The sequence below is a fragment of the Sphingomonas sp. PP-CE-1A-559 genome (genome assembly GCF_004340965.1).
Lineage (GTDB): Bacteria > Pseudomonadota > Alphaproteobacteria > Sphingomonadales > Sphingomonadaceae > Sphingomonas.
The window spans coordinates 1,046,073-1,062,692 of record NZ_SLYA01000001.1 but is presented as its reverse complement, the minus strand read 5'-3'; the positions used below and the strand labels follow the sequence as shown (position 1 = coordinate 1,062,692).

The 16,620-nt window shown below is 64.4% G+C and carries 18 protein-coding genes and 1 tRNA gene; 11 read left to right on the top strand and 8 right to left on the bottom strand.

The genetic code is table 11. From position 1 onward, the window contains the following. Positions 1–49 precede the first annotated feature (49 nt). Positions 50–718 carry a hypothetical protein gene (locus C8J42_RS04850; protein WP_133019070.1) on the top strand — a complete coding sequence of 223 codons (669 nt, stop codon included), beginning with the start codon at positions 50–52 and terminating at the stop codon, positions 716–718. Here C8J42_RS04850 and C8J42_RS04845 read toward each other — a convergent pair. Both C8J42_RS04845 and C8J42_RS04840 read right to left on the bottom strand, forming a co-directional pair. Then, the gene (locus C8J42_RS04845) at positions 715–1,380 is read right to left on the bottom strand and encodes a DUF4893 domain-containing protein (protein WP_243644084.1); all 666 of its coding nucleotides are present in this window, start codon (positions 1,378–1,380) and stop codon (positions 715–717) included. The genes C8J42_RS04850 and C8J42_RS04845 overlap by 4 nt on opposite strands. Positions 1,381–1,468: 88 nt before the next feature. Continuing rightward, positions 1,469–2,254 (bottom strand): 3-hydroxybutyrate dehydrogenase, encoded by a 786-nt coding sequence (locus C8J42_RS04840; protein ID WP_133019069.1) that lies wholly within the window; start codon positions 2,252–2,254, stop codon positions 1,469–1,471. 100 nt (positions 2,255–2,354) lie between these two features. Between C8J42_RS04840 and C8J42_RS04835 the strand changes: the two genes are divergently transcribed. Continuing rightward, complete coding sequence (locus tag C8J42_RS04835; protein ID WP_133019068.1) at positions 2,355–3,269, top strand: neutral zinc metallopeptidase; 915 nt, start codon at positions 2,355–2,357, stop codon at positions 3,267–3,269. 158 nt (positions 3,270–3,427) lie between these two features. Here the strand turns inward: C8J42_RS04835 and C8J42_RS04830 are convergent, their stop codons facing one another. After that, positions 3,428–3,709, bottom strand: a complete 282-nt coding sequence (locus tag C8J42_RS04830) for a DUF427 domain-containing protein (RefSeq protein ID WP_133019067.1) — start codon at positions 3,707–3,709, stop codon at positions 3,428–3,430. Positions 3,710–3,720: 11 nt separating this feature from the next. Beyond that, on the bottom strand, positions 3,721–4,077 hold the full coding sequence (locus C8J42_RS04825; protein WP_133019066.1) for an ArsC family reductase: 357 nt from the start codon (positions 4,075–4,077) through the stop codon (positions 3,721–3,723). Positions 4,078–4,195: 118 nt separating this feature from the next. On the opposite strand from C8J42_RS04825, the gene C8J42_RS20435 reads away from it, so the two are divergent. From C8J42_RS20435 to C8J42_RS04800, 6 genes are read left to right on the top strand one after another with little or no spacing between them, the layout of a single operon-like run. Then, positions 4,196–4,516 (top strand): DUF1203 domain-containing protein, encoded by a 321-nt coding sequence (locus C8J42_RS20435; protein WP_243644082.1) that lies wholly within the window; start codon positions 4,196–4,198, stop codon positions 4,514–4,516. Continuing rightward, positions 4,416–4,661, top strand: a complete 246-nt coding sequence (locus C8J42_RS20330; protein WP_347812399.1) for a DUF1203 domain-containing protein — start codon at positions 4,416–4,418, stop codon at positions 4,659–4,661. The genes C8J42_RS20435 and C8J42_RS20330 overlap by 101 nt, the downstream gene beginning before the upstream one ends. Before the next feature lie 49 nt (positions 4,662–4,710). Beyond that, complete coding sequence (locus tag C8J42_RS04815) at positions 4,711–6,756, top strand: NAD(+) synthase (RefSeq protein WP_133019065.1); 2,046 nt, start codon at positions 4,711–4,713, stop codon at positions 6,754–6,756. A gap of 54 nt (positions 6,757–6,810) precedes the next feature. Continuing rightward, the gene (locus C8J42_RS04810; protein WP_133019064.1) at positions 6,811–7,671 is read left to right on the top strand and encodes a CDP-alcohol phosphatidyltransferase family protein; all 861 of its coding nucleotides are present in this window, start codon (positions 6,811–6,813) and stop codon (positions 7,669–7,671) included. A gap of 15 nt (positions 7,672–7,686) precedes the next feature. Further along, positions 7,687–8,778, top strand: a complete 1,092-nt coding sequence (locus tag C8J42_RS04805) for an inositol-3-phosphate synthase (RefSeq protein ID WP_056050788.1) — start codon at positions 7,687–7,689, stop codon at positions 8,776–8,778. A 1-nt stretch (position 8,779) separates the two neighbouring features. After that, positions 8,780–9,511, top strand: a complete 732-nt coding sequence (locus tag C8J42_RS04800) for an NTP transferase domain-containing protein (protein ID WP_133019063.1) — start codon at positions 8,780–8,782, stop codon at positions 9,509–9,511. A gap of 164 nt (positions 9,512–9,675) precedes the next feature. Here C8J42_RS04800 and C8J42_RS04795 read toward each other — a convergent pair whose 3' ends face one another. From C8J42_RS04795 to ettA, 3 genes are read right to left on the bottom strand one after another with little or no spacing between them, the layout of a single operon-like run. Continuing rightward, a complete protein-coding gene (locus C8J42_RS04795; protein ID WP_133019062.1) occupies positions 9,676–10,875 on the bottom strand; it encodes a histidine kinase dimerization/phosphoacceptor domain -containing protein in 1,200 nt (399 codons plus the stop codon). 2 nt (positions 10,876–10,877) lie between these two features. Continuing rightward, positions 10,878–11,420 (bottom strand): hypothetical protein, encoded by a 543-nt coding sequence (locus C8J42_RS04790; RefSeq protein ID WP_133019061.1) that lies wholly within the window; start codon positions 11,418–11,420, stop codon positions 10,878–10,880. 4 nt (positions 11,421–11,424) lie between these two features. Continuing rightward, entirely contained in the window at positions 11,425–13,104 is a 1,680-nt protein-coding gene (gene ettA / locus C8J42_RS04785; RefSeq protein ID WP_056062887.1) for an energy-dependent translational throttle protein EttA, read from the bottom strand. A 123-nt stretch (positions 13,105–13,227) separates the two neighbouring features. Between ettA and C8J42_RS04780 the strand changes: the two genes are divergently transcribed. The 3 genes from C8J42_RS04780 (at position 13,228) to C8J42_RS04770 (ending at position 15,264) form a co-directional block, all read left to right on the top strand. Further along, the gene (locus C8J42_RS04780; RefSeq protein WP_133019060.1) at positions 13,228–14,631 is read left to right on the top strand and encodes a M20/M25/M40 family metallo-hydrolase; all 1,404 of its coding nucleotides are present in this window, start codon (positions 13,228–13,230) and stop codon (positions 14,629–14,631) included. Between the two features lie 154 nt (positions 14,632–14,785). Next, complete coding sequence (locus tag C8J42_RS04775; RefSeq protein ID WP_031393308.1) at positions 14,786–15,052, top strand: hypothetical protein; 267 nt, start codon at positions 14,786–14,788, stop codon at positions 15,050–15,052. A gap of 136 nt (positions 15,053–15,188) precedes the next feature. Then, positions 15,189–15,264: transfer RNA gene (locus C8J42_RS04770), tRNA-Ile, on the top strand. A 116-nt stretch (positions 15,265–15,380) separates the two neighbouring features. On the opposite strand, the gene C8J42_RS04765 is transcribed toward C8J42_RS04770, so the two are convergent. Beyond that, positions 15,381–16,424, bottom strand: a complete 1,044-nt coding sequence (locus tag C8J42_RS04765) for a rod shape-determining protein (protein WP_133019059.1) — start codon at positions 16,422–16,424, stop codon at positions 15,381–15,383. Positions 16,425–16,620: the final 196 nt, after the last annotated feature.

Below are 16,620 nucleotides of genomic sequence, written 5' to 3'. Positions count from 1 at the left end.
CAGACTCATCACACTGGTAAGGCTCGACATTCCAAAATAATATTGGGGGATGAGACCGCTACTTCGGCTGATCGCCCTGCTCTGCCTGTGCCTGGGATACGCGCTCCCCGCACAGGCGGCCGTCACCATCACCTTCTGGAGCCACGAGCTTGGCAACAGCTTCCCGCACGCGTTCTTCACGTTGCGGGGCGTGCCCGACGCCGGCGGCGCGCCGGTCGACGCAAATTACGGCTTCACCGCGAAATCGGTTTCGCCGGCGCTGTTGATGGGGCCGGTATCGGGGATGCTCGATATCGCGAAACCGACCTACATCAACGGCAGCGACGCGCAGTTCTCGGTGGTGATGACCGACGCGCAATACACGCAGGTGCTGAAGTTGGTCGATGCGTGGAGCGAGGGCAAGCCGGACAGCGTGTACCGTCTCGGCGATCACAATTGCGTGCATTTCGTGAAGGAAGCCGCGCGGATCGTCGGACTGTCGGGGCTCGACCAGCCAAAGCTTATGAAGAAGCCGCGTTCGTACCTGAAGGCCGTCAGCGCCGCGAACGTCGGTCGCGTTATTCCGGTCGGGCTGCACGGCAAGGAGTATCTCGCGGGACTTTCGCCGATCGTGCCCTTGGCCGCGACCAGTGCCGTAATCGCCACCTCGTCTTCGCCGATACCGAGCTACCCGCGCTCGACCGTGCCGCCTACCCAATCGGCGGCATTGCCACGCTAGTCGGCCGGTACCAGTTCGACGACGTCGAGTACCGACTCGAATTTGGGATATGGCAGCACCACGCGCCAGCGCTTGGTGCCGATCCGCTCGATCAGCCCGGCCATGTCACGAGTCGCATCGCGACCGTAGCGCATCGGCCGCTTTTCATCACCTAGCTCCATCGTGCCGAGGAAGATCGCACGCGCGTTGGTGTCGGCGAAGATGGTCCCGACGGGACGCTGCGATCCATCCAGCTTGGTGAGGCTGACCACGGAATTTCCACCCCCATCGACGTCGCCGCCATCGCCGCCGCCGCCGATCCTGCACGCGAACCATCCGGACGCCATGAAGGTCGGGCCGATCCCAGCGCGCGAACCGAGCTTGAACGTGCGACATCGATAGTTGCCGGTCGGGGGCAGCGGGTCGACGAGCGAGCGATCGGGGTTGAACAGGACCGGCTCCTGCCTGATCTCGCGCGGATCGACTTGCGCAAGCGCATCGACCCAGGCGCCCCGCCAACCTCTCAGCCGACCGCGATCCGCGACGGTCGCGACCCGCCGCCAATCCGTATCGCGGTCCTGTCGATCCAGCACCGGGGCGGCGCCCGCTGGCACGATCCCGGCGATCGCCGATACGCACGTCGCCAGCGTCATGCATGCGGCCGTCTTATGCCAAGTCCGCATCATCTTGAATCCCTCAAACTTTTCGCATGCTAAGCCTGCCGGGCCAGCGACGGCAATGGCTATCGCCCAACGCGAACGCAGCGCTCGATCACGCCGCCGTCCAGCCGCCGTCCATCGACAAATTGGCGCCGGTGATCGCCTTGGCCTCGTCGCGACACAGGAACAGCGCGAACGCCGCGACCTGTTCGGGGGTGACGAATTCCTTGGTCGGTTGCGCGGCGAGCAGCACGTCGTTCATGACCTGGTCGCGCGTCAGCCCCCGCGCCGCCATCGTGTCCGGGATCTGGTTCTCGACCAGCGGCGTCCAGACATAGCCGGGCGAGATGCAGTTGACGGTGATGCCGTCGGTCGCGGTCTCCAGCGCGATCGTCTTGGTGAGGCCGGCGATCGCGTGCTTCGCCATGACGTAGGCGGACTTGTTCGGGCTCGCGACCAGCGAGTGCGCGGACGCGGTCGAGATGATCCGGCCCCAGCCCTTGGCGCGCATGTGCGGCACGGCGGCCCGCATCATGTGCCAGGCCGAGGAGAGGTTGATCGCGATGATCGCGTCGAACTTGTCGATCGGGAAGTCGGCGATCCCGGCGACATGCTGGATGCCGGCGTTGTTGACGACGATGTCGACGCTGCCGGTCTCGGCTGCGGCACGGGCAACCATTGCGGCGATCTGGACGGGCTTGGTCATGTCCGCGGCGTCGTACAGCGCGATCGCTCCGCTAAGCTGCGCCAACGCCGCCCGTTCCCGTTCGATCACATCGGCATCGCCGAACCCGTTGAGCACCACTGCTGCGCCTTCGGCTGCAAACGCCTTGGCGTAGGCGAGCCCGATCCCCGACGTGGATCCGGTGATGACCGCGGTCTTGCCCTTCAGGAACATGCATACTCCCCCATCTTGGCGCAGCGTATTCTGCCGCCGTGCAACCCTAGCGCCACCTTGCGCATTTCGTTCCCGAGAAGAAACGAAAAGGGGCATATCCATGCGGCTCGACGATTACGATCCGAACATCAACGTCGAGGACCAGCGCGGGTCGGGCGGCGGAGGCGGCGGCTTTGGCGGCGGCGGTGGCGGCCTGCTGATGGGCCTTTTGCCGATGATCGGCAGCCGCTTCGGGTGCGGCGGGATCGTCGTTGTGCTGATCCTGATGGCAGTGTTCGGCGGCATGGGTGGCCTTGGCGGGCTGCTCGGTGGCGGACAGACGTCGGCGCCGACGACGCAGAGCGGACCGCGCTCGGGCTCCGATACCAAGTCGAGTTGTTCGCTGAACGCCGAAAGCAAGGCTGCCTGCAACGCCTTCAGCTCGGCCGACAATACCTGGGAGGCGATCTTCCAGAAGAACGGCCAGCGGTTCGAGGCACCCAAGCTCGTGTTCTTCGACGGCAATGGTCGCTCGGGTTGCGGCGCCGCGCAGTCGGCGATGGGGCCGTTTTATTGCCCGACCGACCAAAGCATCTATCTCGACACAAGCTTCTTCAACGAGCTATCGACTCGCTTCAAGGCGAACGGCGACTTCGCGCAGGATTACGTGATAGCGCACGAGTTCGGCCATCACATCCAGAAGCTGCTCGGTACCAACGCGCAGGTTCAGCAGGCGCAGCGCCAGGCGAGCGAAACCGAGGGCAATGCTCTGTCGGTACGGCTCGAATTGCAGGCGGATTGCTACGCCGGCGTGTGGGCTGCGGCGAACAAGACGCGGCTTGAGGCCGGGGATATCCAGGAGGGCATGACCGCGGCGCAGGCGATCGGCGACGACACGTTGCAGAAGCAGTCGCAGGGTCGCGTGGTGCCGGACAGCTTCACGCATGGGACGTCGGCTCAGCGCCAGTCGTGGCTGAAGCGCGGGCTGGACAGTGGCGATCCGCAGCAGTGCGACACGTTCTCGGGCGCGATCTAAGCTGAGCTTCCCGATCCTCCCCCGCCAGGGGGAGGTTGCTGGCGCTTGCCAGACGGAGGGGGAGGTAAGCGAAACGCCTGTTCCGCATTCTCCCGTCCGTCACCTTCGGCGACACCTCCCCTTGGCGGGGGAGGATCCAAAAAATGGCGCGCGCGTCCTTACGCGACGACGACACCCTTCCAGAACGCATAGCGATCCTTGATCTCGGCAGCTGCCGACTTCGGCTCTGGATAATACCAGACCGCATCGACATTGCGCTTCCCGTCGACGACCAACGTCTTGTAACTCGCCACACCCTTCCACGGGCAGTTCGAGTGCGTCGCGCTATCTTCCAGCAAGGCAGCATCGATGCTGTCCGCGGGAAAGTAATGATTGCCCTCGACGACGACGGTGTCGTCCGATCGAGCGATCTCGTGGCCATTCCAACTTGCAACCGGCATGCTGATCTCCTTCAGGCGCGCCCCAGCCCCGCCGCCTCATACGCCTCGGGCTTGAACCCGACCAGCAGCGTCTTGCCGGTCTCGATCACCGGCCGCTTGATCATCGACGGCTGCGCCAGCATCAGCGCGGTGGCCTTCCCGGTATCGAGATCCGCTCGGTCCGTATCCGGAAGTTTGCGGAATGTCGTCCCCGCACGATTGAGCAACACCTCCCAGCCAACCCGGCCGATCCAGTCGTCCAGATGCGCAGCGTCGATTCCGGCAGTCTTATAGTCGTGGAACGCATAGTCCACGTCGTGCGCATCCAGCCACGTCCGGGCCTTCTTGATCGTGTCGCAATTCTTGATGCCGAACATCGTGATCGTCAAAATAGCCTCCGAAGCAAAACTGGAATCGGTCCAAGCGCAGCCGTTTGATAGCAAGCTACGGGACGCACATGCACCCGATCCGGGACATGAAACTCGCTCATACTCAAGAGGAGCGATCATGTCCTTCCGCGTTCAGGGGCTCGACCCCGACCAGTTTCGACACCTGTTCGGCGCCTCCGATGCCAGCCTCGCGCAAGCGGGCGCCCGACGATACGTCGTCGACGCCAAGCCCGGCTTCCCCGATCGCATCGCAGTACGCGATCTGGAGATCGGTGAGACGGCGATCCTGATCAACTACGAACATCAGCCGGCCGACACGCCCTACCGTTCGCCACGCGATCTTCGTATCCGAGGCGGAGACGGAACCGCTGGACCTGCTCGACGCGATCCCCGAGGCGATCCGCAGCCGGCCGATATCCCTCCGTGCCTTTGGACCTGACGACGAGATGATCGACGCGGACCTGGTTGCCGGCACGGACCTGATCCCGCTGATCGAGCGGTTCCTCGCGGTGCCGGACGTGGCGTATCTGCAGGCCCATTACGCCAGACGCGGATGTTACGCCGCGCGCATCGTTCGTGCCTGACCTGCGCAAGCCGGTGGCGTGACCGGCTCGGGGCGTTTATCGGTGCTCCATGACGCATCCATTCTACGCGATCCATAGTCACGGGCTGATCCGGGTTGCCGCCGCGACGCCGCGGGCTTCGGTGGGGGATACCGGGGCCAATGCCGAGGCTACGATCGCCTTGGCGCGCGAGGCGGATGCGAAGGGCGTCGACCTCGTCGTGTTCCCGGAGCTGAACCTCACCTCCTACGCGATAGACGACCTCCATCTTCAGACCGCGCAGCAACGCGCGACGCTGGCCGCGATCGCGACGGTAGTCGAGACGAGCGCGACCTTGCGGCCGGTGCTGCTGGTCGGCGCAGCGCTGGTGCGGAACGGGCGGCTGTATAACTGCGCGCTGGCGATCGCGCGCGGGCGCGTGCTCGGCGTGGTCCCGAAGACGTTCCTGCCGAATTACCGCGAGTTCTACGAGAAGCGGTGGTTCGCGAGTGGCGCCGGTATGATCGGACTGACGATCGACCTCGGCGGCGGCGACGTTCCGTTCGGGACCGACCTGATCTTCGCCGCGCGCGACCTGCCCGGCTTCGTGTTCCATGCCGAAATCTGCGAGGATTACTGGGCCCCTACCCCGCCCTCGACCGCGGGCGCACTCGCGGGTGCGCTGATCTGCTGCAACCTGTCGGCGTCGAACATCGTGATCGGCAAGGCGCGCGATCGGGCGATGCTGGCGGCGGCGCAATCGGCCCGCGCGGTCTGCGCCTATGTCTATTCCGCTGCGGGGCCGGGCGAGAGCACTACAGAGGTCGCGTGGGACGGCCAGGGACTGGTCCACGAACTCGGCGAACAGATCGCGGAGTCGGCGCGGTTCTCGACCGAGCCCGAACTGGTCGTCGCCGACGTCGACTGCGAACGGATTACGGCGGAGCGCCTACGGACCGGCACGTTCAACGATGCGGCCGTGTTCGCGGGTAATCCGGAAACGCGCTTCCGGCGGATCGCGTTCGATCACGCGCCGGTGCATGAGGACAGTGGCCTCGAACGCGCCATTCGCCGATTCCCGTTCGTCCCCAACGACCCGACGCGGCGCGACGACGACTGTTACGAGGCGTTCAACATCCAGGTGGAGGCGCTGTCGAAGCGCCTCGTCTCCGCGCACGCCGAGACGATCGTGATTGGGGTATCCGGCGGCCTCGACTCGACGCATGCGCTGATCGTCGCGGCCAAGGTGATGGACCGCCTCGGCCGCCCCCGCAGCGCGATCCTCGGCTTCACGATGCCCGGCTTCGCGACTGGCGAAGGCACCAAGGCGAACGCGTGGGCGCTCATGCGCGCGCTCGGCATCACCGCCGAAGAGATCGACATCCGCCCCGCCGCCACGCGCATGCTGGAGGACATCGGCCACCCGTTCAGCGAAGGCGAGCCCGTCTACGACATCACCTTCGAGAACGTGCAGGCGGGTCTGCGCACCGACTACCTCTTCCGCCTCGCCAACCAGCGGCGCGGGATCGTGCTTGGCACCGGCGATCTCAGCGAGATGGCACTTGGCTGGTGCACCTATGGCGTCGGCGACCAGATGAGCCATTACGCGGTAAACAGCGGGGTTCCCAAGACGCTGATCCAGTTCCTGATCCGCTGGTGTATCCGCACCGACCAGTATGATGCAGCGACCGACGCGATCCTGTCGACGATCCTCGCGCAGGAGATTTCGCCCGAGCTCGTCCCCGCGGGGACCGATGGCGCATTGCAGAGCACCGAGTCGATGATCGGGCCCTATGCGCTGAACGATTTCTTCGCGCATTACGTGATCCGTTATGGTCTCGCGCCATCGAAGATCGCCTTTCTCGCCTGGCACGCATGGCGCGATGCGAGCGTCGGCGCATGGCCGGAAGACCTGCCCGCGGACGCGCGCGTCGCCTACGACCTGCCTACGATCCGCCATTGGCTGGAGAAATTCCTGTTCCGGTTCTTTACGACAAGCCAGTTCAAGCGGTCGGCGATGCCCAACGGGCCGAAGGTCTCGGCAGGCGGTGCGCTATCGCCGCGTGGCGACTGGCGTGCGCCGTCGGATGGAACTGCCAAGATCTGGCTCGATGAATTGCGGTCAAGCGTTCCGTAAGGTCAGCCGCGCCACCTTGCATAAATCGCCCATCCGGCGCATTATGAAAATCCTATGACAGTGGCTCCACCGGATGGATCGCGCGATCGCCGGATCGAGATCCCATCTAACCTTTGGCTGATTCACCCGGCAGGCCGTGCGCTTTTGCCGCTCGCGTTGGCGCGTGGAATTTCGGCCAATTCGGTGTCGGTGGCGGGGCTTTGCCTCGGTGGAGCAGCCGCGCTGGCGTACACGCAGTGGGGAAACTGGGCGCTCGCGCTGGTCGGCCTGGTGCTGTCAATGGGCTGGCTGATCGCCGACGGACTCGACGGCATGGTTGCCCGCGCGACCAAGACCGCGAGCCCGCTCGGCAGGATGCTCGACGGATTATGCGATCACGGCGTCTTCGCGCTGATCTACATCTCGCTCGCGCTGACGATCGACACGCCCGAGGCCTGGGTCCTCGCTTTTGCCGCTGGTGGCGCACACGCCGTCCAGTCGAACATGTACGAGGGCGAGCGCTCGCGCTTCCATCGTCGCATCAAGGGCGTGGCGCTCGAAGCGCTTCCCGTTCCGACCGGCAACGCGCTGGTCCGCTTCTATGATGGCGTCGCGAGCAGCATCGACCGGATCGCCATGCCGTTCGAGCGCACGCTCGGTCAGTCGGCGGATCCGATCGCGCTTGGCGCCCTGTACGGTGCCCGCGCCGTCGCGCCGTTGCGCTTCATGGCCTTGCTTACCGCGAATGTCCGGGTATGGGCGATCTTCGTCGCCTGCTTCGCGGGCAACCCACGCATCTTCTGGTGGTTCGAGATCGTCCCTTTGACGCTCGTGGCCATCGTCGGGCTCGTCTGGCACCGTCGTGTCGAGCGGGCTTTCGTTCGTAATACCTCCGCAACGCGACCAAAGACCGCGTCGCGCATGCATCTTTCGTAAGGAACAGGGTCAGTAATGAATAGCATTCGGATCGCCGTGGTCGGCATCGGCAACTGCGCGAGTTCGCTCGTCCAGGGCCTCGAGCATTATCGCGAGGGGGCAAACGACCAGGTTGGCCTGATGCATTTCGACATGGGCGGCTACAAGCCGAGCGACATCAAGGTCGTCGCGGCCTGGGACGTCGATCGTCGCAAGGTCGGCAAGGACGTCGCCGAGGCGATCTTCGCCAAGCCAAACTGCACCGCGGTGTTCGCACCCAATGTCGGCAACACCGGCACGATCGTGAAGATGGGCAAGAAGCTGGACGGCGTCGCCGACCACATGGCCGACTTCAAGGACGACCGCACGTTCCTGGTCTCCGACGCCGCCGAGCCGACCCGTGAAGAGGTTATCGCCGAGCTGAAGGCGTCGGGCGCCGATGTTCTCATGAACTACCTGCCGGTCGGTTCGCAGGAAGCCACCGAATTCTACGCCGAGTGCGCGATCGAAGCAGGCGTGGCGTTCGTCAACAACATCCCCGTGTTCATCGCCTCGAACCCCGTTTGGGCGAAGAAGTTCGAAGACGCCGGCGTTGCGATCATCGGCGACGACATCAAGGCGCAGCTTGGCGCGACGATCGTCCACCGCGTGCTGACCGACCTGTTCGCCAAGCGCGGCGTGAAGCTGGATCGTACGTATCAGCTCAACACCGGCGGCAACACCGACTTCCTCAACATGTCGAACCATCGCCGGCTCGAGTCGAAGAAGATCTCGAAGACCGAAGCCGTGCAGTCGGTCGCCGCCGAGCGCATGGACGACGACAACGTCCATATCGGTCCGTCGGATTACGTGCCCTGGCAGAACGACAACAAGGTCTGCTTCCTGCGTATGGAAGGCCAGCTGTTCGGCGGCGTGCCGATGAACATCGAGCTGCGCCTCTCGGTCGAGGACAGCCCCAACTCGGCGGGTGTCGCGATCGACATGATCCGCTGCGCCAAGATCGCCAAGGATCGCGGCATCGCCGGCGTGATCGACCCTGCCTCGGCCTATTTCTGCAAGCATCCGCGCACGCAGATGACCGACGATCTCGCGCAGATCGAAGTCGAGCGGTTCATCAAGGCCGCCTGAGATGATCGACACGCCCCGGATTCAAACGGCGATCATCCTCGCCGCCGGGGAAGGCAGCCGCCTTCGTTCGTCCGCCCCGTACAAGCCGCTCTGCTCGGTTGCGGGGCGGCCTTTGATCGCCCACGCGCTTGAAGGGCTGGCCGAGGCTGGATTCGCGCGGGCGATCGTGACGGTGAGCTACGGGCGCGAGGCGATCGAAGCGTATCTCGCGAGCCGGCGTTGGCCGTTGAAGGTAGAGACGGTTCTCGCGGATCACCGCGAACCCAACGGCGTTTCGGTACTGGCGGCGCGCGATGCGCTCGGCGGCAGCGAAGCGATACTCGCGATGTGCGACCACCTCGTCAGTCCCGAACTTTACGCGCGCATGGCGAAGGCCGGCGCTGGCGGCGGCCTCCGGCTCGGCATCGACCGACGTCTCGGCCATGACTGGGTTGATCCCGAGGACGTCACCTGCGTCGCCACCGAAGGCGACCGCATCGTCGCGATCGGCAAGGGCCTCGAACCGCACGACTGCTACGACACCGGCGTCTTCGCGATCGGCCCTGCGCTGTCGGATGCGCTGGCTACGCTGACGAGCCCGTCTTTGACCGAAGGCGTCCGTCTGCTGGCCGCACAAGGTCTCGCCCGGATCGTGGATTGCAGCGACATCGACTGGATCGACGTCGACGACGCCCCCGCGCTGGCAAAGGCCGAAGCGTGGATGGCGACCAGAGCGGATGCCGTAGCAGCATAAACCATCGTTCTCCTGCGAACGCAGGAGCCCAGGGTCACGATCGTCACGCTTCATTACCCTGGACTCCTGCGTTCGCAGGAGAACGATAAAACCCCGTCATTCTGACGATAGTCAGGATCCAGAGTTACGAGTGACGCCCTTTGAGCTCTGGGTCCTGACTTTCGTCAGGATGGCGAGGCTTCCTCGACCCGCGGATCGGGCACGTCGAGCGTCGCACACGTCCCGACCGCAGCATTCTCGATCGTCACAGTCCCGCGCAACTGACGCGCGAGGCTGCCGATCATCCGCATGCCGAGGCTTTTCCGCGATGCCGTCTTCAAGTCGAAGTCGGCCGGCAACCCGCCGCCCTCGTCGGACACGGTCAGCACGATCCGCCCGTCAGCACTCCGCACCGTGACCCAAATCACGCCGCCGTCGTCGCCATACGCATATTTGATCGCGTTGGTGACCAGTTCGGTAACCAGCAGCCCCATCGGGATCGCCACGTCCGCGCTGATCAGGATCGCCTCGATATCGCAGTCGATCCGGTGAGTGAGCGACTGCTCGCCCAGCCCCGTAGCGATCCCGCAGACCAGATCGTTGAGCGCGACGATGCCGACCTGATCGCCACGCCAGAGCTGGTCGTGCGTCTGTGCGATCGCGGTGATCCGCGCCTGCGCATCGCCCAGCAGCCGCCGGATCCGCGGATCGTCATCCTCCTGCATCTGGAGGTTGAGCATGGCCGACACCAAGGCAAGACTGTTCTTCACCCGGTGGCTAGCTTCGCGCGTGAGCAACTCCTGGTGCTCCATCGCCTCGCTCAGCCGCTGCTCCGCCTGCTGCCGCTCGATCGCCACGCCGATGAGGTTCGCAAACCCCTGCATGAACGCGAAATCGGCGGGCTCGAACTTGCCTTCGTCGGGGCTGTCGACTTCGAGCACGCCGAAGCGCTTGCCCGAGGTCTCGACCAGCACATTGATCGCGCGGCGGATATTGTGCTGCGCCATGAACTCCGGCGTCCGGAAGCGCTGCTCGTTCTCAAGGTGGTTCGAGATTACCGGCAGCCCGGTCTCCAGCGCGAACCCCGCCGGCGAGCCAAGATCGGTCCGCATCTCGGTCGACCCGACCACCCCCGGCGCCCAGCCGATCCCGGCGCGGACCAACAAGGTGTTCTGTTCGGGACGGTATTCGAGGAACTTGCAGTATTGCGACCGCATCCCCTCGCCGCACAACTCGGTCGCGCGCTGCAACATCGGCTGCAGATCCCGCGCCCGCAGCGCCTCGATCCCGAAATCGGCAAGGATCGACTGCTGGCGAAGACGATATTCCAGTTCGCCAGCGCCGGGTGGCCGATCGCCACCGGGAGATTGTTCGATAACCGTCATACTCACTCGATGTTACTGGCAATAAGTCTCGTCACGCCTGCCGCATCCAGCAGGCTCAATCGCCCACCCTGAAATCGCGGATCATGCGTGACCTCCGCGATTGCCAATTCGGGGCTGACGATCGACGTCAAGGCGGCCGAGTCGTCCTGCTCGACCTCTGCGAGTTCGAGCCCGGCGAGCGCTCCTTCGAACAAATCGATGCCGAAGTCCGCCCCCACCGGATACCGGCGTTTCCTCAATGATCGTGCCGGCAATTTCGCCAGCAGGTCATACTCGTCCCGATCGAGATACGTCGTGACCGTCGGCCTGCTCAGCACATCGGCAACGTCGTATTTCTTGCCGATCTTCAGGACCACGCGTCCCGACACGCTATCGGTCATGGCGCGCAGCCTCAGCCGCGTGCCTTCGATGTACCGGTCCTCGATCAGGATATACGGCGCATCGGCCAGATCGGGCCGACGCGCAGAGTCGACGAGAAACCGGCGCTCGCGCTCGACGTGCGCGTATTTGTGAGCGACCAGTTCCTCGTCGAGCCCCCGCAACATCGGGTCAGCGCGTCAGCTTCTTATAAGACAGCGCGGTAGGACGATCCGCCGCATCGCCCAGACGGCGGCGCTTGTCCTCTTCGTAGGATTCGAAATTGCCCTCGAACCATTCGACATGGCTGTTGCCCTCGAACGCCAGGATGTGCGTGGCGAGACGATCCAGGAAGAAGCGATCGTGGCTGATCACCACCGCGCACCCTGCGAAATTCTCGATCGCTTCCTCGAGCGCGCCCAAGGTCTCGACATCGAGATCGTTGGTGGGCTCGTCGAGCAGCAGCACGTTGCCGCCGCGCTTCAACATCTTGGCGATGTTGACGCGGTTGCGCTCGCCGCCCGACAGCTTGCCGACGTTCTTCTGCTGGTCCTGGCCCTTGAAGTTGAACGCGCCGACATAGGCGCGCGTCGACTGGTCGAACCCGTTGACCTTCATCGAGTCGAGGCCGTCGGAAATTTCTTCCCAGACGTTCTTCTTGTCGTCGAGATGATCGCGGCTCTGGTCGACATAGCCAAGCCGCACGGTCGAACCCTTGTCGATCGTGCCGCTGTCCGGCGTCTCCTGCCCAGTGATCAGCTTGAACAGCGTCGACTTGCCGGCGCCGTTGGGACCGATGACGCCAACGATACCGCCCGCGGGCAGCGTGAACGAAAGGTTCTCGAACAGCAGCTTGTCGCCGTAAGCCTTGGAGACGTTCTCGAGCTCGATGACCTTGCCGCCGAGACGCTCGGGCACCTGGATGACGATCTGCGCCTTGCCCGGCGAGCGGTTCTCCTGTGCGGAGACGAGGCGTTCGAAGTTGGCGATACGCGCCTTGGACTTGGTCTGGCGCGCCTTGGCACCCTGACGAATCCATTCGAGCTCGTTCTTGATCGCGGTCTGACGACCGGACTCCTCACGATCCTCCTGCTCGAGGCGCTTGGCCTTCTTCTCGAGATACGTCGAGTAATTCCCCTCATACGGGAAATACTTGCCGCGATCGAGTTCGAGCACCCAGCCAACGACGTTGTCGAGGAAATAACGGTCATGGGTGATCATCAGCACCGCGCCCGCATAATCCTTCAGATGGTTCTCCAGCCACTGGACGCTTTCCGCGTCGAGATGGTTGGTGGGCTCGTCCAGCAGCAGGATACCCGGCTTCTGGATCAGCAGGCGGGTCAGCGCGACGCGGCGCTTCTCACCACCCGACAGCTTGTCGACCGGCCAGTCGCCCGGCGGGCAACGCAGCGCCTCCATTGCAACCTCGAGCTGGTTGTCGAGCGTCCAGCCGTCGATCGCGTCGATCTGCTCCTGAAGCGTCCCCATCTCCTCCAGCAGCGCGTCGAAGTCGGTGTCGTCCTGGGGATCGCCCATCTCGGCGGAGATCGCGTTGAAGCGATCGACCATGTCCGCGACACCGCGCGCGCCGTCCTTGACGTTCTCCAGCACGGTCTTGGTGGCGTCGAGCTGCGGCTCCTGCTCCAGATAGCCGACGGTAACGTTCTCGCCCGGCCAGGCCTCGCCGGTATAGTCCTTGTCGATGCCGGCCATGATCTTGATCAGCGTCGACTTGCCCGCGCCGTTGGGGCCTACGATGCCGATCTTGGCGCCATGATAGAATTGCAGATTGATGTTCGACAGCACCGGCTTGGGCGCGCCGGGGAAGGTCTTCGTCATGTCCTTCATGACATAGGCGTATTGGCCGGCCACGGGGGTCTCCGTTCGGGTGTTCGTGAGGGAGGGATTGATCTGCGCATGTAAGGGCAGCCGCGAAGGTTGGCAACGCGCGAGCTGGGACCTAACGAAGGAGGCCGACACCAAGGGGAATTGCTGATGACGCGTATCGCACCATTTCTGGCGGCCTGTGCCGCAATCACCGCCGTTCCTCTTGCCGCGCAGCGCACCGCTGCCCCGGCAACCGCGGTCGACGCGAAGGTTGCTGCACTGCGCGACAAGGCGCTGACCGACGATACGGCGTACAAGATCGTCGAGGGGATCACGACCGAGGTCGGCCCGCGCATGACCGGCACCGAGGCGGCACCGCGGGCGCGCGCCTGGTCGGTCGCAAAGCTGAAGGCGCTGGGGTTCAAGAACGTGCGGATCGAGCCATACCAGCTGCCGGTCTGGTCGCGCGGCACGGAGAGTGGTGAGCTGGTCGCCCCCTATGCGCAGAAGCTGCATCTGGTCGGCCTCGGCAATTCGGGCGCGACGCCGCCGGGCGGGCTGACCCTGCCGATCGTGTATTTCGCGACATACAACGATCTGGCGCTCGCCGCCGACGGCAGCCTGAAGGGCAAGATCGCCTTCGTGTCGAACGCGATGCAGCCGACCCAGGACGGATCGAGCTATGGATCGCAGGGCACCGCGCGCTTCGTCGGACCGAACGTCGCCGCCAAGAAGGGTGCGGCGGCGATCGTGATCCGGTCGATCGGCACCGATCACGGCCGCGGACCGCACGCGGGCAACACCAATTTCGACACGGGCGTGACGCCGATCCCTGCGGCGGCGCTGTCCGTCGCGGACGCGGAGCATGTCGAACGGCTGGTCAAGCTCGGCAAGCCCGTGACGCTGAAGTTGGTCCTGGAAGACAAGCAGGTCGGTATGCGCGAATCGGGCAACGTCGTCGCCGAAGTCCCTGGCAGCGATCCCAAGGCCGGGATCGTGCTGGTCGGTGGCCATCTCGACAGCTGGGATCTCGGCACCGGCGCAATCGATGACGGCGCGGGCATCGCGATCACCGCGGCGGCTGCCAAGATCGTCATGGACGGCGACCAGCGCCCACGCCGCACGATCCGCGTCGTCTGGTTCGGCGACGAGGAGAGCGGCGGCTTCGGCGGAGCCGCCTACGCCAAGGCACATGCGGGCGAACGCCACGCGACCGCCGCCGAATCGGATTTCGGTGCCGATCGCGTCTGGCGGTTCGAGAGCAGCCTGCCCGACGCCGCCAAGCCGATCGAGGATCGCCTGGCGGTCGCGCTCGCCCCGCTCGGGATCGTCCGCGGTGCCGACGCCCCCCATGGCGGCACCGATGTCGGCCCGGTGATCGCCACGGGGGTCGCTGGAATCGACCTCAACCAGTCGGGCCTGCGCTACTTCGACTACCACCATACGCCCGAGGACACGCTGGATCTGATTGACCCCGAACAGCTCCGTCAGAACGTCGCGGCCTGGACCACGGTGATCGCGACAGTGGCCAATGCGCCCGAGGAAATCGGGTCAATTGTGCCCCAGAAGTGACGAATTGCATGAACCAATCTGTCATCGTTCTGCCGCAAACCTTGCGGACAGATGAATTTAGCGGATTGACCGCCCGCCGGGGGCCGCTATTTGACGTGACTTCGCGACGGCAATCGGGTCGGCCGCGAGTGAAACTATGCTTGGGAGCATTCGAATGAAGAAGATCGTTCTGATCGCTGCTGCCGCCGGCCTGATGTCCGTCGCAGCCTGCAGCAAGTCGCCAGAAGCCGCCGCAGTTGAGAACAACGCGGACATGCTGGCTGACAACATGGAAATGCAGGCTGACAACATGGACGCCATGGCGGATAACACCTCGAACGCAGTCGCTACCGACGTGCTCGAGAACGCTGCTGACAACATGAACGCAGCTGCCGACAACGTCCGTGACGCTGCCGACGAGAAGACCGACAACATGAACTAAGACCCTGTCGGGCGTTCGCGCTCGATAGAGTATTAGTGTCGGAAAGGGCGTTCCTTCGGGAGCGCCCTTTTTCTTTGCCGTTTTGCTTGTGCGCCCTTTTGCGGGCGGATCGCTTGCGCTAACGCAGGCGCCGGTGGGGCCTGTAGCTCAACGGTTAGAGCTGGCCGCTCATAACGGCTAGGTTGCGGGTTCGATTCCTGCCGGGCCCACCAACCCCTTTGTCCGTCATCGAGCCAAGCGCTTGAATACCGATGTCGGGTTCGAGACCTTCACGACGTGCAGTGCAGTGGACGTTACTGAAACCGCAAAGCGCCGGTGTTCCGGTAAATCAGATTTCGGTCATCACGCCTTGATAGACAGGCTCTTCCATCGCGCGGCCCGCACCGATCGCAACGCAGGTCAGCGCGTTCTCGGCGACCGTGACGGGCAGTCCCGTCGCGTCCGACAATACTTCGTCGATCCGCGCGAGCAGCGATCCGCCGCCCGTCATGACGATCCCCTGATCGCAGATGTCGGCGGCTAATTCGGGTTCGGTCTTCTCCAGTGCAGTCAGCACGGTTTCGACGATCTGGCCGATCAGATCCGCCAACGACGCCGCGATATCCGCCTGCGTCACCTCGATCTCGCGTGGTACCCCTGCGCGCAGGTCGCGTCCCTTGACGCGCATGACCTCGCCGATTCCATCCTCCGGCATCCGCGCCATGCCGACCGCCAGCTTCACACGCTCGGCAGTGGCTTCGCCGATCATGAGATTGTGCTTGCGACGAATCATCGAACTGATCGCTTCGTCCATCTTGTCGCCGCCGACCCGCGCCGACGTGCTGTAGGCAAGCCCTCGCAGCGACAGCACCGCCACTTCGGTCGTGCCACCGCCGATATCGACGACCATCGCCCCGACCGGCTCGGTCACCGGCAGTCCGGCACCGATCGCCGCCGCCATCGGCTCTTCGATCAGATACACGTTGCGCGCCCCGGCGTTGGACGCCGCCTGGCGTATCGCGCGACGCTCGACCAGGGTCGCGCCGGACGGGATGCAGATCGCGATCTCGGGATGGCGTGGCAGTCGGCTGGGCCCGCCATGCGCCTTTTCGATGAAGAACTTGATCATCTGCTCGGCGACGTCGAGATCGGCGATCACGCCGTCACGCATCGGCCGGATGGTCTCGATCCCGTCGGGCGTCTTGCCCATCATCAATTTCGCTTCGGCGCCCACCGCGCGCACCTGCTGGACGCCATTGCGCGTTTCGATCGCCACCACCGACGGTTCGTTCAGGACGATGCCCTGACCGCGCAGATAGACGACGGTGTTCACCGTTCCGAGATCGATCGCCATGTCGTTCGACGGGCGGCTGAACAGGCGAGGAAGACGCATGGGCTATGACAATCTGAAAGCGTGCGCCCGTTACCGTGGCCACTGTATGAAACCATATGCTGTCGGCGTCGTGCGATCCGCGTCAATCGCTCTGCGTCCGGACGGGCGAACCCAACGACGATCACGACGGCATTCTCGATACGGCATCATCGATAGGGTCGCGGTGGGATCAGAACGGCGTACTGCACCGGGCAAG